Here is a 13,602-nt window from a genome sequence, read left to right as displayed (position 1 = left end):
TTCGGCTCAGCTCAGCGCGCCGCTCGCACTGCACTCGGGGCAGAGGCCCCAGAAGGTGACCTCCGCGGTGGCGATGCGGAAGCCGTGGGTCTCGCTCGGCGTGAGGCATGCGGCCTCGCCGACGACGCAGCCGACATCCAAGACCTTGCCGCACCCCGTGCAGACGAGGTGGTGGTGGTTGTCGCCGACGCGGGTCTCGTAGAGCGCCGGCGAACCGGCCGGCTCGATCTTGCGGAGCAGCCCGGCCTCGGCGAGCGCGCCGAGCACGCCGTAGACGGCCTGGCGGGACGTCGTCGGCAGCGCCACGGCGACGCGGGTGTAGACGTCGTCGGCGTCGAGGTGCTCGCCCGCGTGGAACGTGCCGAAGACCGCGAGACGCGACTCGGTGACCTTGAGCCCCGCGGCGCGCAGGCGGGCAGCGGCCTGTTCGCGTTCGTCGGCGGCAATCGAGCTCATGCCTCGAACCTAACAGTTGTATTGATCTTATCAAAACAACCGAGCACGACTCGACTCTTCCCCCGACCGCGCGAATGCCGCATGATGGCTTGCACCCGCAGATCGAAGGAGATCTCAGCATGGCCAGGAGCACCTACCCCGACCTCACGGTTCCCGACACCTCGATCTACGAGTTCCTCTTCGGCGACCTCACCGACGCCGAGCTCGATCGGGTGGCGCTCATCGACGGCGCCAGCGGCGCCGAGACGAGCTACCGCCAGCTGGTCGGCCAGATCGGACTCCTCGCCGGCGCGCTCGCGGCCCGCGGCGTCGGCGTCGGCGACGTCGTCGCGCTGCTCTGCCCCAACGTGCCCGCATTCGCCACGGTCTTCCACGGCATCCTGCGCTCGGGCGCCACCGCGACCACGATCAACTCCCTCTACACGCCCGACGAGATCGCCAACCAGTTGACGGATGCCGGTGCCACCTGGTTCTTCACGGTGTCCCCGCTCCTCCCGGGCGCGAAGGCCGCGGCGGCACGCCTCGGCATCGCCGACGACCACCTCGTGGTGCTCGACGGAGCCGAGGGCCACCCGTCGCTGCGCGACCTGCTCGGCGAGGGGCATCCGGCACCCGAGGTCTCGTTCGACCCGGCGACGCATCTCGCCGTGCTCCCCTACTCGTCGGGCACCACCGGGCGCCCGAAGGGGGTCATGCTCACGCACGCGAACCTCGTCGCGAACATCGAGCAGGCGCGAGGCTCCATCGGCCTCGTGCCCGACGACCGCGTGCTCGCGGTGCTGCCGTTCTTCCACATCTACGGCATGACGGCCCTCTTGAACTACGCCCTCAAGCTCAGGGCCGCACTCGTGACGATGCCGAGGTTCGACCTCGTCGAGTTCCTCCGCATCATCAGCGAGCACCGGGCGACCTGGGTGTTCATCGCGCCGCCGATCGCGGTGGCGCTCGCGAAGCATCCGCTCGTCGACCAGTACGACCTGTCGAGCGTGCGGGTCGTCTTCTCGGGCGCGGCTCCGCTCGACGGCGCCCTCGCCGAGCTCGTCGCCTCCCGCATCGGCTGCACGGTCGCCCAGGGCTACGGCATGACCGAGACGAGCCCCGTCACGCACGTGATCCCGACCGACCGCGACGACCTCGACCGCTCGTCCATCGGCTTCCTGGTGCCGAACACCGAGGCGCGCCTCGTCGACGTCGAGACGGGCGTCGACGTCGAGACGCCGGCCGGCGGCGGCACGAGCGAGCCGGGCGAGCTCTTGATCCGCGGCCCGCAGGTGATGCAGGGCTACCTCGGCAACGCCGCGGCGACCGCCGAGATGCTCGACGACGACGGCTGGCTGCACACGGGCGACATCGCCACGGTGACCGCCGACGGCGTCTACCGCATCGTCGATCGCCTCAAGGAGCTCATCAAGTACAAGGGCTACCAGGTGGCGCCGGCCGTGCTCGAGGCCGTGCTGCTCGGACACCCGGCGATCGCCGACGCGGCCGTCATCGGCGTGCTCGACGCCGACGGCCAAGAGGTGCCGAAGGCCTTCGTCGTGGTGCAGCCCGGTGCCGAGCTCGACGCCGACGCGGTCATGGCGCACGTCACCGCGCACGTCGCACCGCACGAGAAGGTGCGCGTCGTCGAGTTCATCGAGGTGATCCCGAAGTCGAGCGCCGGCAAGATCCTGCGGAAAGACCTGCGGGCACGCGAGCAGGCGGCCACCGCCTGAGCCGTGAGCGAGCGGATGCCTCGTGCTGCGGTGGGCGCGCGGCATCCGCTCGCTCGCGCGCTCGCCCGACCACCGCGATGTCCCGAACAGCGGATGTCCCCGACGACCGCGATGATGGAGCGATGACCGCCACCCTCTCCTCCGAGCTCGACGCGACGCTGCGCGAGATCTTCGAGCGCCGCGACCGCGCGAACATGCAGCCGACCATCGACGAGTTCCTCGCCGTGCTCGCCGACCACCCCGGCGACCCCTACGTGCTCTACGAGGTCGGCGGCTCGTACGACACCGCCGGCGAGGAGGAGACGGCGCTCGGCTACTACGAGCGGGCGCTGGGCTCGGGCCTCGGGGGCGATCCGCTGCGCCGCTGCCTGCTGCAGTACGGCAGCACGCTCCGCATCCTCGGGCGCATGGACGACTCGCTCGCGGCGCTCGACCGGGCGCTCGCCGAGTACCCCGACTCCGAGTCCGTGCGCCTGTTCCACGCGCTCGGGCTGCACGCAGCGGGCCGCAGCGATGCCGCGGTCGGCGAGCTGCTCGCCTTCGCCGCCGACGCGGTGCGCACCCCCGACGTGCTGCGCTACGAGGCGGCGCTGCGCGGAAACGCCGGGTACCTGCTGGGGCTCGATGAGGCACGCACCACGGCCTGACCGCCGCGTCGCTCGCAGCCGGTCGACGTAGGCTGGATCGTGCAGCACAACGCAGCGCAGAGGAGGCCGAGTGACGACGACAGCAGCACCGCAGGCCACCGTCGGTCAGGTCATGGCCGACCTCGCCGCGCTCGAAGACCCCAAGGTGCGGGCGGTGAACGAGCGCCACGGCGACGACCACGGCGTGAACCTCGCGAAGCTGCGCGCCGTGGCCAAGCGGGTCGGCACGCAGCCCGAACTCGCCCGTGAACTCTGGGCGACGGGCGACACCCCGGCGCGCCTCGTTGCGCTGCTGATCAGCCGGCCGAAGCAGTACACCGCGGCCGAGCTCGACGCCATGCTCCGTGAGGCCCGCGTGCCCAAGGTGCACGACTGGCTCGTCAACTACATCGTCAAGAAGAACCCGCATGTCGAAGAGCTCCGCGTCGCGTGGTTCGACGACGCCGACCCCATCGTCGCGAGCGCCGGGTGGGCGCTCACGACCACCCGCGTGGCGAAGTCGCCCGAGGGGCTCGACCTGCCCGGGCTGCTCGACCTCATCGAGGCGCACATGAAGCAGGCGCCCGATCGCCTGCAGTGGGCCATGAACGAGACCCTCGCGAACATCGGCATCCACCACCCCGAGTACCGCGCCCGCGCGCTCGAGATCGGCGAGCGCCTCGAGGTGCTGAAGGACTACCCGACGCCGCCGAACTGCACCTCGCCGTTCGCGCCGATCTGGATCAACGAGATCGTCCGCCGGCAGACTCGCTGAATCGGGGGCACGGACGGGCGGCGGGAACTATCCCGCGTCGGTCGGCCGGAGAGCGGCGCGGGCGGCGCGGGCGGCGAGGACCGTGGGGACGTGTTCCTCGGCCCATTCCCTCACGGCGCGGAGCGGCACCAGCAGCGAGCGGCCGAGTTCAGTGAGCTCGTACTCGACGTGAGGGGGGTTCTCGTCGAATACGGTTCGGGATACCAGACCGTCTTCCTCCAGAGACCGGAGCGTTTCCGCGAGGACCTTCGGAGTGATCCCTTGGATTCGGGTCGCGAGCGCGGTGAATCGCATCGGCTCGTGTTCGAGCGCGTTGACGATGAACACCGTCCATCGTGCGCCGATGCGCCGCAGCACGATACGCGATGGGCAGCTCGCCGACATGATGTCGTACGTCATATGGAACCTCTCCGGTTACGTTGAAGTCACCAGTTACTTTTCCATAGCGTCGGGTGCATCACATCCGATCGGAGCAGAACATGACTGGAAGATTCGCCAACCACACCGTCCTCGTCATCGGCGGAACCCACCGATTGGGCGCTGCCATCGCGGCGGCCGCAGACGCGGAAGACGCCCACGTGACCGTTGCATCGCACGCGCCACGTGACGAGAGCACAGTGCGCATCGACCTGCGTGACGAGGCGTCCGTGGCTGCGGCCGCGCAGCGCATCGGCCCCATCGATCACCTGATCTCGACCGCCAGCATGACCTACAGTGCGCCGATCCGCGAGATGGAGCTCTCCCGGGTGCAGGAGGCGATCGCGGCGAAGATCACCGGCCCCCTCCTGCTGGCCAAGCACTTCCAGATCCGGCAGTCGCTCACCCTCTTCTCCGGTCAGGTCGCGTGGCGTCCCGGTTCCGGGACTTACGCCACTGGAATCACCAACGGCGCCATCGCGTTCGCAGCCCAGCACCTGGCCGCCGAGCTCGCTCCGGTGCGCGTGAACGCGATCTCTCCGGGGATCATCGATTCAGGTCTTTGGGATGCCCGCGGTGCGGAGAAGGCGGCGTTCCTCACGGCAGCCGCCTCCCGGACGCTCGTCGGCAGCACGGGAACCGTCCAGGACATCGTCGATGCCGTGCTGTGGATCATGTCGGCCCCGTTCTTCACCGGCGAGACCCTGCGGGTCGACGGCGGACGACGGTGATGCTCGCCGCGCGAGATGCGCCGGAGCGGGCCGCCTCAGCGCTCGGGGCCGCGTTCGGTCGGCTCGGGCAGCACCCAGCGCTTCGGCCGGTCGTGCTCGACCGGTTGCGCCCGACCGCGGATGTAGAACATCACGAGGGATGCCGCGATGAGCGCGGTGCCGAGCGGCAGCACGAGTGAGTTCAGCAGGTCGATCGCCAGGAGCCAGAGGACGAGCGCGGTCTGCCCGGGCTCGGTGTTGAGCCAGACGGTCGCGTAGAGCTCCGGATGCACGTACGTGGCCAGGACGGCACCGCCGACCGACAGGCCGATCCCCCACCACAACGTCCGCTTCGGCATGCTGTCCTGCATCGGACCTCCTCGTTCGGTGGCACACGCTACCAAGGAATGTCCACGACGACCACGACGGTTCCACAGGCGGATGCCGCGGCATCCGCTCGCCCGACCGGCGCTCAGTACTGCAGCAGCGAGAAGATCTCGTAGCGGTCGCCGAGCGCCTCGCGGCCGCCGAGTCCCTCGAGCTCGAGCGCGACCGAGATGCCGGCCACCTGCCAGCCGGCCCGTTCGACGAGACGCGCCGCGGCGGCGACCGTACCGCCGGTCGCGAGCACGTCGTCGACGATGAGCACGCGGGAGCCCGGCGGCAGTTCGCCCTCGTGCACCTCGAGCGCGGCGGTGCCGTACTCGAGCGCGTAGTCCTCGCGGAGCACCGCGCGCGGCAGCTTGCCGGCCTTGCGGATGGTGAGCACGCCCGCGCCGCAGATCGCCGAGGCGGCGCCCGCGATGAGGAACCCGCGCGCCTCGACCCCGCCGATGTCGTCGAACCGGCCGGCGAACGGCTCCGTCAGCGAGGCGCCGAGCGCGTGCAGTGCCGGCCCGCTCGCGAACACGGGGGTCAGGTCGCGGAACGTCACGCCGGGTTCGGGGAAATCGGGGATCGACGCGATGAGGCTCGAGACGAGCTCGCGTGCAGACTGCTCGGTCACCGCCCAAGGCTACCGCGCGCCTCGAGCACGACCGAGGCCGGCGAAGACCGCGCGGTCGGGTGATGCGCGAGTCGGTCGGACAGTTGCGGGCCAGTGCACGGGTTGGTCGAATGGAAGAATCGGGCCGAAGCGCCCGAAGCGGCGGTGGGGAGGCGCGAGCAGGGGAACGGAGCCGATCGTGGAAGTGAACGCACCCGAGTCGATGACACCTTGGCTGCACATCGAGGTCGATGCACCACCCCTGGTTCCGGTCTCGGAGGAACTGACGGTCGGTGAGGTCGCTTCGCTCGTCGGGATCAGCGTACGGACGCTGCACCACTGGGATTCCGTCGACCTGGTTCAGCCTCACGGCCGCACGGCCGGTGGGTACCGGGCCTACTCGGCGACCGATGTGGAGCGTATCCACCGGGTGCTGGTCTATCAGGAACTCGGATTCAGTCTGAGGAAGATCGCAGCACTGCTGGACGATCCCGCCGTCGATGAAGCCGCACAGCTCCGCCAGCAGCGGATCCTGATCGAGGAGCGCATTGGCAGACTGCGGCAGATGGCGGAAGCGGTCGATCAGGTCCTGGCTTCGCGGGCAGACGGGAAGACGCTCACCGCGCAGCAGCAAGCGGAGATCTTCGGTCGAGGATGGCGCGAAGACTGGGCGGAGGAAGCACGGCAGCGCTGGGGCGCCTCTGACGAGTGGGCGCAGTTCGAGCGGAATGCGGTGAAGCTCTCCGAAGCCGACCGCGAGCGGATACGGGACGACGGTGAGGCCCTGTACCTCGAGCTGGCCGACGCGAAGCGCTCCGGCGTGGTGCCGGGCAGTGACAGCGCCGACCGTCTCGCGGAGCAGCATCGGGCGATGGTCGGCCACCTCTTCGACTGCACCCATTCCATGCAGGTCTGCCTCGGACAGCACTACGTCGGCGACGAACGCTTCAAGGCCTATCTCGACGATGTGGAACCGGGACTCTCCGAATGGCTTGTGGAGGTCATCAACGCGAACGCTCGGCGCAATGGCGTCGACCCCGACCGCGCCGTATGGGAGTGATCTCGGCGCCCACCTTGACCCTCACGTCGCGTCAGGCCGCACGCTGGTGCGCATGGCGGCAGCGACGAGTACGAGAGCGACGACATTCGCACCGGCGACGGTGCAGCGGATCGACAGCGCACGCCACCCTGCAGCCCGGCGCATCGCCGATGTGCTGCGCAGCCGCTCCGAGAGACCGAAGGTCTTCGTGCTCGACGACCTCGAGAACATCGAGCAGGCGGTCGCGTGCGGAGTCGAGCTGGACGGTCTGTACGCCACCGAATCCTCAGTCGCGAACGGACCGCCCGCCCTCATCGGCGTCGATCCCGATGTGCCGGTGCACGTCATCGACGATGCGGTGGCGCGTAGCCTGTTCGGCGAGCAGAAGCACTCGCGCATCTTCGCACTCGCGCACTCACCCCGATCGCCGAGGCTCTCCGACCTGATCGAGACGACGGGCGACATCATCGTGCTCGACGGGGTACGACTCGTCGGCAACATCGGCGCGATCACCCGAACCGCCTGCGCGCTCGGCGCCGCAGGCATCGTCCTGCTCGAGAGCGGCCTCCGCACGACCCTCGACCGTCGCCTGATCCGTGCCAGCCGCGGGCTCGTGTTCGCAACACCCGTCATCCTCGCGAGTCGCGCGGAGTGCGCAGACTTCATCCAGCGGGAGCAGCTGTCCGTTGCCGCCCTCTCAGCGGATGCCGTCGACGCGTTGAGCTCGATCGGGGCCGTGACGAGACGCCTCGCGATCGTGCTGGGGGGCGAACGCGACGGAGTGTCGTCCGAGCTCGACGCCCTGACCGCCCACCGATATGCGATCCCCATGAGCCCGAACGTCGAATCCCTGAATGTCTCCGTCGCGGCAGGACTCGCCCTCTACGAACATCGGAGCCGGTAGCAACAGTTCGGCGAGGCGGGTCATGCGAATCAATCGTTCGTTCGATGCCCCCGCTCAGGGGCGGCTGCGAGGATGGAACCATCCCCCGAACTCTGGAGCCTTCCGTGTCACCGAAACGCCTCTATCGCGCCCTGGCCTTCGCCGAGGCCGTCACGTGGACGATCCTGATCGCCGCGATGATCCTGAAGTACGCCGCCGGCGTCGAGTGGGCGGTGCTGGTGGGCGGGTCGATCCACGGATTCGTGTTCCTGTCGTACGCGCTCACCGCGGTCATCGTCGGTGTCAACCAGCGCTGGAACCTCGGCCGCATCGCCTTCGCCGTGCTCACCGCGATCGTGCCCTACGCGACCATCCCGTTCGACCTGTGGCTCGTGCGCAAGGGTCACCTCGAGGGCGACTGGCGCCGCGAGAAGACCGACCACCCGGCCGACTCGAACTGGGTCAACGGGCTGCTGCGCTGGTTCCTCGCGCGCCCCGTGCTGCTCATCTCGCTCGCGGTCGTCGGCATCGTCGTCGTCTTCGCCGGCCTCCTCGTGATCGGCCCGCCCGGGGGCCGCGAAGCCTGAACCCGCCCAGGGAGCGCAGAATGGTGACATGCCCATCCTCAACAAGGACATGTCGGTCTGCATCTCGCTCGCGGGCCGGCCGTCGAACCTCGGCACCCGGTTCCACAACTTCCTCTACGACGAGCTCGGCCTGAACTTCGTCTACAAGGCGTTCACGACCGACGACATCGAGGGTGCGGTGCGCGGCATCCGAGCGCTCGGCATCCGCGGATGCTCCGTCTCGATGCCGTTCAAGGAGGCGGTCATCCCCCTCGTCGACGTCGTCGAGCCTTCGGCCGCGGCGATCGAATCGGTCAACACGATCGTGAACGACGGCGGCGTGCTCACCGCGTCGAACACCGACTACGAGGCGATCGCGCAGCTCATCGCCGAGAACGACCTCGACCCTACGCAGTCGGTGCTCGTGCGCGGGTCGGGCGGCATGGCGAAGGCCGTCGTCGCGGCGTTCCGCGGCGCGGGATTCGACGACGTCACCGTGCTCGCCCGCAACGCCTCGCTCGGCCCGGCGCTCGCCGGGCAGTACGGCTACGCGTGGACGGCCGCCGACCCCGAGCCCGGCGCCGACGTCATCGTGAACGTCACCCCGCTCGGCATGCAGGGCGCGGATGCCTCGGCGCTCTCGTTCTCCGAAGCGCACATCGCCGCGGCATCCGTCGTGTTCGACGTCGTCGCGTTCCCCGCGGAGACGCCGCTCGTGGCGGCCGGCCGCGCCGCCGGCAAGCTCGTCATCAGCGGCGCCGAGGTGCACGCGATGCAGGCGGCCGCGCAGTTCGAGCGCTACACGGGGGTCGCGCTCACGCGCGACCAGATCGAGCGCGCCGCCGCGTTCTCACGGGCGGAGTAGCCGCACGGTCAGTGGTGCACGCGGTTGACCAGCGCCGTCCACACGAGCGCGACCGTCGCGCACGCGAAGAGCGCGACGAGCACCCACGGCAGGGCCGCGAGGCCGATCACGCCGTAGAGCGCCGCGCCGAGCAACGCGCCGCCGCCGATGCCCGTGTTGAACGCGGTCGTGTAGAACGACGCCGCGGCATCGCGGATCCTCGCGGAAGCCGAGTGCAGCAGCCGCGTGTTGAGCATCGTCGGCAGCGCGCCGAACGCGGTCCCGAACAGCAGGAAGCTCGCGATGCCCACCACCGGCACCTGCGGGAACACGGCGAGGCCGACCGCGCCGAGGGCCGTGCCGACCATCGCGACCACGAGACCGATCGTCGGGCGCCGCCCGAGCACGGCACCCGCGAGCACCAGCCCGACCGCGCCGGCGATGCCGTAGGCGAGCAGCATCGGGCTGATCGCACTCGCCTGCAGGCCCATGACGTCGGTCAGGTACGGGGCGACGTAGGTGTAGAAGCTGTACATGCCGATCATCGCGGTCGCGGTGATGAGGCACACCACGATGACGGGTACGAAGGTCGGGTCCCTGCGCACACGCACCGGCGCAGCATCCGCTTCGCCCGCGTGATGCCGCACCGAGGGAAGGAACCGCCAGACGAGCACCGCACCCACGAGCGTGAGCACGCCCATCGCGGCGAACGCGAAGCGCCAGCCGAGCGCCTGCCCGAGCGCCGTGCTGAGCGGCACGCCGAGCACGAATGCGGCCGAGCCGCCGGCGACCGAGATCGAGACCGCGCGGGCGAGCTGCTCCTTCGGCACGAGGTGCCCGGCGTACGCGCCCACGACCGACCAGAACACGCCGTGCGCGGCTCCGCCGAGCACGCGAGTCGCGACCACCGTCGGATAGTTCGGCGCCAAGGCGGTGAGCACGCAGCTGATCGCCAGCACGACGAGCGCGATCACGATGAGGCGACGACGGCCGACCTTGCGGGTGAGGGCCGCGAGCGGCACCGTCAGCACGACCACTGTCGCGGCGAACACGGTGACGAGGAGGCCAACCAGCGGTTCGCCGACGCCGAGCTCGCGACTCATGTCGGGCAGCAGACCCGTCGGGAGCATCTCGATCGTGACGGAGAGGAAGACGGCCGAGGCGAGCACGATGAGGCCCAGCCACGGGAAGGGCGGCGTGACGGCGGGAGTGGAGGACGTGGAATCGACGGGAGTTGACGGCGTCATGGGATACCTGAACGAAGGGCGTTCCCCGCGGGCGCGGGGCGGGGCTCCGCGAGCGCTACGGCGGGTCGACTGCGCGCTGATGTGCGCGCCCAGGGCCATCGAGAATGCGACGACCGCCGAACAGTCTACCGGCTCGTCCGTCGAGCGCACAGGATGCCGCGTGGCGTCCGCCGCTTCAGCCCAGCAGTGTGCCCGTCGGCGACACGACCGGCTCGCCCGAACCCAGGCCCGTGCCGCGCAGTGCCAACTCGGCCGCGAGCCGGTCGACCGGCCCGACGCCGATGCCCAGCACGCCCAGCAGGTCGCGCAGCATCGCGGCGGATGCCACCGGCCCGTCCGCCGCAGGGCGCGCGGTCCGCACCACCGTCGTCAGCGCGCGGACCTCGAGGGCGCGCGCGCCCTGACTCCGCGCGATCGCGAGCGACTCGTCGAGCAGCGCATCGGCCGCTCGGGTGAACCCGAGCCGCCCCGACGGATGCTCGGCGGCGAGCGTGAGCAGCGCCTCCGCGCGGCAGCGCAGGAGCTCGGCGAGATACCACCGGTCGCCCGTCGAAGCGACCGCGGCGAGCGCGGCATCGATGATCACGACCGCCCGTTCGGTGTCGCCGCAGGCGGCCGCGCCCTCCGCCGCCAGGCCGAGGTGGTACGGCCGCCCGAACCCCATGCCGTCGGCGAGCAGGCGTTCGACCAGCTGCTGCACCTCGGCCGCCGCCTGCGCGGGATCGGGATCGTCGAGCCGTGCCCACGCGTCGAAGGCTCCTGCGATCGCCGACCAGCGCGGGTGCTCGTGCTCGGCCGCCCTGGCCAGCTCGCTCGCGTGATGCTGCACCCGGCGCCGCTCCCCGCGAAGCTGGTGCACCGCGATGACGGGCCAGAGGCTGCGGCAGACGATGCCCGCCGCGCCCGTCTCGTGCGCAAGACGGAGCCCGTCGTGCGCGAGGCGCTTGGCGTCCTCGGCCGATCCGACGAGCCAGCTCGCGATCGCCGCGCTGGATCGACCGAGCACCGCGGCCTCCGAGCGACGGTGCGGCCGTTCGTCGTCCGAGTCGGATGCCGCGGTGGAGACCCGATCGACAGATACCCGGCCGGCCTCGAGCGCGAGCGCCGGCGAGCCTTCGGCGAGCAGCGTCAGCGCACGGGCATCCGCGACCTGGAGCTCGAGCGCCGGATCCTCGACGCCGGTCGCCGCCTCCTCGACCGCGACGAGTCGAGCCGAGGCGGCGAAGAAGTCGCCCGCCATGAACGCGACGCTCCAGGACAGGTGGCGCGCCAGGATCACCTCGGGGCCGCGACCGACGGCGTCGGCGAGCACCTCGGCGGTGTCGACGGCGTCGGCGACCACCGGTGACGTGGGTCCGTGCTCCTCGAGCAGGGCCGCCACGAGGCAGAGCTGCAGTCCGAGCCGTGCGGAACCCGGCACGACCGCCCCTGCCGAGTCGGCGATGGCGATGCCGCGGCGCGCCAGGTCGAGCGCCGTGCCCGGGGCGAGCCGGCGGCGCGCGGCATCGGCGGCGCGCGCGTAGTGCATGACGGCGCGCGCGGGATCGCGCCCGAGCTCGAAGTGCTCGGCCGTGGCCCCGGCCCACGCGACCGGCATCGCCACCGCCTCGTGCGAGGCGCCGATCGCGCGGTGCACGGCCACCCGCCCCGCACCACCGAGCTGCTCGTGCACGACATCGCGCACGAGCCCGTGCACGAATCGGTAGCGCTCGCCGATGCTGCCGTCGGCCCAGGTCATCGGCTCGGCCTCCACGATGACGCCCGTGCGTTCGGCCAGGTCGGCGAGCGCTGGCGCGACCTCGGTCTCGTCGCCCGCCCCGCGGTGCGAAGCGGCCGCGAGTGCCGCACGACCGGCGGCGACCTCGACGACCGCGAAGTCGACGCCGCACGCGGCCGCGGCCTGGAGCAGGTCGAGATCGCCCGTCCGCAGACGCGAGAGCCGGTCGACGATCAGGCGGCGCACCCCGTCGGGGATGCCGAGCGCGGCGATCGGCTCGCTCGTCCGCAGCACGCCGTCGGTTTCGCGCAGCGCCCCCTCGCTGACGAGACGATCGGCGAGCAGCGTGACGAACAGCGCATTGCCCTCGGTGCGCTCGAGCACCTCCTCGGCGAGTGCGTCCGACGGGACGCCGGGTGAGAGACGGGCGGCGAGCACGCTCGTCACGGCGTCGAGGCCGAGCGGCGGGAGATCGAGGCGCTCGCACCGTCGCAGGGCGCCCAGGCCGCCGATGACGTCGCCGAGCGCATGCCCCGAGGCGCCCGTCGGCGTCGGGCGCGAGGTGGCGACCAGCAGGAGCCGTGCGCGGGTCGGCCGCTGCGCGAGGTGCGCGAACAGGTCGATCGTCGAGCGATCACCGGAATGGAGGTCTTCGATGACGATGACGACGGGTGCGATCGCCGACATCGCGTCGAGCACCTCGGCGGCCTCCCGCATGAGCCGGCCGGCCGGCCGGTCGGCGACGCGGCGCCGGAGCGCGTCGAGGGCCGACGACTCCACGATGCCCGACATCTGCAGCAGCCAGGTCGGCGCGACCTGCCACAGGAGTTCGCGGAACCGCGCGCCGCTCGGGCCGCGGCAGATCGCCGAGAACGCGTCGAGGAACGGCAGGTACGGCTCGCCGCCTCGCCCGTCGACACACCGTCCCTCGCCGATGGCGACCGGATCGTCCGCGGAGCGTCCGTCGATCGTGCGGATCGCCGTGAGGAAGTCGTGCACGAGGGTCGTCCGGCCGGCGCCGGCCTCTCCCGTGACGAACCCCACAGTGCGCGTGCCCGAGCGGGCGGAGTCCCACCACCGCGAGAGCTCGGCGAGCTCGAGCGCCCGGCCGGCCCCGGCGGGCTCGACCTCCGTCGGCTGCGGGGCGGTCGTGACGGGCGCGATGAACCGGTAGCCCCGCCGATGCACGGTCGCGATGCAGCGCGGCTCGTTCGGGTGCTCGCCGAGCGCGCGCCGCAGTTCCGCCACGCACACCGCGACCGACTCGTCGCTCGTCGTGCCGTCCCACACCTCGTCGATGAGCTCGGCCTTCGTGACGACCTCCCCGGCTCGCCGGAGGAGCAGCAGGAGCACCGCGGCGGTCTTCGGCCGCAGCCGCAGCCGCTGCTCGCCGCGGATCAGGCGGCCGCTCGGCGGTTCGAAGCGGTGCTCGGCGAAGTAGAACACCGCGGGCGTGACGAATGACGCGGGGTCGCCGAGCTGTCCGGTCATGCGCCATCCGTTCGTCCGCGCGGATTTCCGAAACCGTCTGCTTGAAGGGTAATTGAAGGTTTCCTTCAGGACACGGCACCAGTTGTGGGGTCGACTTGACGTGGCCCGGTGCGTCGCAGCACCCGCCGCCG

At 71.0% G+C, this 13,602-nt stretch carries 14 protein-coding genes; 8 read left to right on the top strand and 6 right to left on the bottom strand.

The genetic code is table 11. The features are described from left to right. Nucleotides 1-6 precede the first annotated feature (6 nt). On the bottom strand, nt 7-456 hold the full coding sequence (locus BUR99_RS07065) for a Fur family transcriptional regulator (RefSeq protein ID WP_074259690.1): 450 nt from the start codon (nt 454-456) through the stop codon (nt 7-9). Nucleotides 457-575: 119 nt separating this feature from the next. Between BUR99_RS07065 and BUR99_RS07060 the strand changes: the two genes are divergently transcribed. From BUR99_RS07060 to BUR99_RS07050, 3 genes are all read left to right on the top strand, one after another. Beyond that, on the top strand, nt 576-2,171 hold the full coding sequence (locus BUR99_RS07060; protein ID WP_074259689.1) for an AMP-binding protein: 1,596 nt from the start codon (nt 576-578) through the stop codon (nt 2,169-2,171). 122 nt (nt 2,172-2,293) lie between these two features. Next, complete coding sequence (locus BUR99_RS07055; RefSeq protein ID WP_074259688.1) at nt 2,294-2,818, top strand: tetratricopeptide repeat protein; 525 nt, start codon at nt 2,294-2,296, stop codon at nt 2,816-2,818. Nucleotides 2,819-2,930: 112 nt separating this feature from the next. Beyond that, nucleotides 2,931-3,572, top strand: a complete 642-nt coding sequence (locus BUR99_RS07050; RefSeq protein WP_074260259.1) for a DNA alkylation repair protein — start codon at nt 2,931-2,933, stop codon at nt 3,570-3,572. A 27-nt stretch (nt 3,573-3,599) separates the two neighbouring features. Here BUR99_RS07050 and BUR99_RS07045 read toward each other — a convergent pair whose 3' ends face one another. Then, nucleotides 3,600-3,971, bottom strand: coding sequence for a winged helix-turn-helix transcriptional regulator (locus tag BUR99_RS07045; RefSeq protein ID WP_074259687.1), 372 nt, complete (start codon nt 3,969-3,971; stop codon nt 3,600-3,602). A gap of 80 nt (nt 3,972-4,051) precedes the next feature. Here BUR99_RS07045 and BUR99_RS07040 point away from each other — a divergent pair, with 80 nt between their 5' ends. Further along, a complete protein-coding gene (locus BUR99_RS07040; RefSeq protein ID WP_074260258.1) occupies nt 4,052-4,720 on the top strand; it encodes an SDR family oxidoreductase in 669 nt (222 codons plus the stop codon). 35 nt (nt 4,721-4,755) lie between these two features. Here BUR99_RS07040 and BUR99_RS07035 read toward each other — a convergent pair whose 3' ends face one another. Together BUR99_RS07035 and BUR99_RS07030 are read right to left on the bottom strand one after the other, a co-directional pair. Further along, entirely contained in the window at nt 4,756-5,070 is a 315-nt protein-coding gene (locus tag BUR99_RS07035) for a hypothetical protein (protein ID WP_074259686.1), read from the bottom strand. A gap of 101 nt (nt 5,071-5,171) precedes the next feature. After that, entirely contained in the window at nt 5,172-5,705 is a 534-nt protein-coding gene (locus BUR99_RS07030) for an adenine phosphoribosyltransferase (protein ID WP_074259685.1), read from the bottom strand. 178 nt (nt 5,706-5,883) lie between these two features. On the opposite strand from BUR99_RS07030, the gene BUR99_RS07025 reads away from it, so the two are divergent. From BUR99_RS07025 to BUR99_RS07010, 4 genes are all read left to right on the top strand, one after another. Beyond that, nucleotides 5,884-6,744 (top strand): MerR family transcriptional regulator, encoded by an 861-nt coding sequence (locus BUR99_RS07025; RefSeq protein WP_234980777.1) that lies wholly within the window; start codon nt 5,884-5,886, stop codon nt 6,742-6,744. A gap of 52 nt (nt 6,745-6,796) precedes the next feature. Continuing rightward, the gene (locus BUR99_RS07020; RefSeq protein WP_074259684.1) at nt 6,797-7,627 is read left to right on the top strand and encodes a TrmH family RNA methyltransferase; all 831 of its coding nucleotides are present in this window, start codon (nt 6,797-6,799) and stop codon (nt 7,625-7,627) included. 104 nt (nt 7,628-7,731) lie between these two features. Then, entirely contained in the window at nt 7,732-8,193 is a 462-nt protein-coding gene (locus BUR99_RS07015) for a DUF3817 domain-containing protein (protein WP_074259683.1), read from the top strand. A gap of 28 nt (nt 8,194-8,221) precedes the next feature. Then, a complete protein-coding gene (locus tag BUR99_RS07010) occupies nt 8,222-9,037 on the top strand; it encodes a shikimate 5-dehydrogenase (protein ID WP_074259682.1) in 816 nt (271 codons plus the stop codon). 8 nt (nt 9,038-9,045) lie between these two features. On the opposite strand, the gene BUR99_RS07005 is transcribed toward BUR99_RS07010, so the two are convergent. Both BUR99_RS07005 and BUR99_RS07000 read right to left on the bottom strand, forming a co-directional pair. Continuing rightward, nucleotides 9,046-10,263, bottom strand: a complete 1,218-nt coding sequence (locus BUR99_RS07005; protein WP_074259681.1) for an MFS transporter — start codon at nt 10,261-10,263, stop codon at nt 9,046-9,048. Nucleotides 10,264-10,438: 175 nt separating this feature from the next. Beyond that, nucleotides 10,439-13,471 (bottom strand): winged helix-turn-helix domain-containing protein, encoded by a 3,033-nt coding sequence (locus tag BUR99_RS07000; RefSeq protein WP_074259680.1) that lies wholly within the window; start codon nt 13,469-13,471, stop codon nt 10,439-10,441. Nucleotides 13,472-13,602 lie beyond the last annotated feature (131 nt).

Source organism: Agromyces cerinus subsp. cerinus (genome assembly GCF_900142065.1).
Classification (GTDB): domain Bacteria; phylum Actinomycetota; class Actinomycetes; order Actinomycetales; family Microbacteriaceae; genus Agromyces; species Agromyces cerinus.
This window is presented reverse-complemented; position numbering and strand designations above follow the sequence as displayed.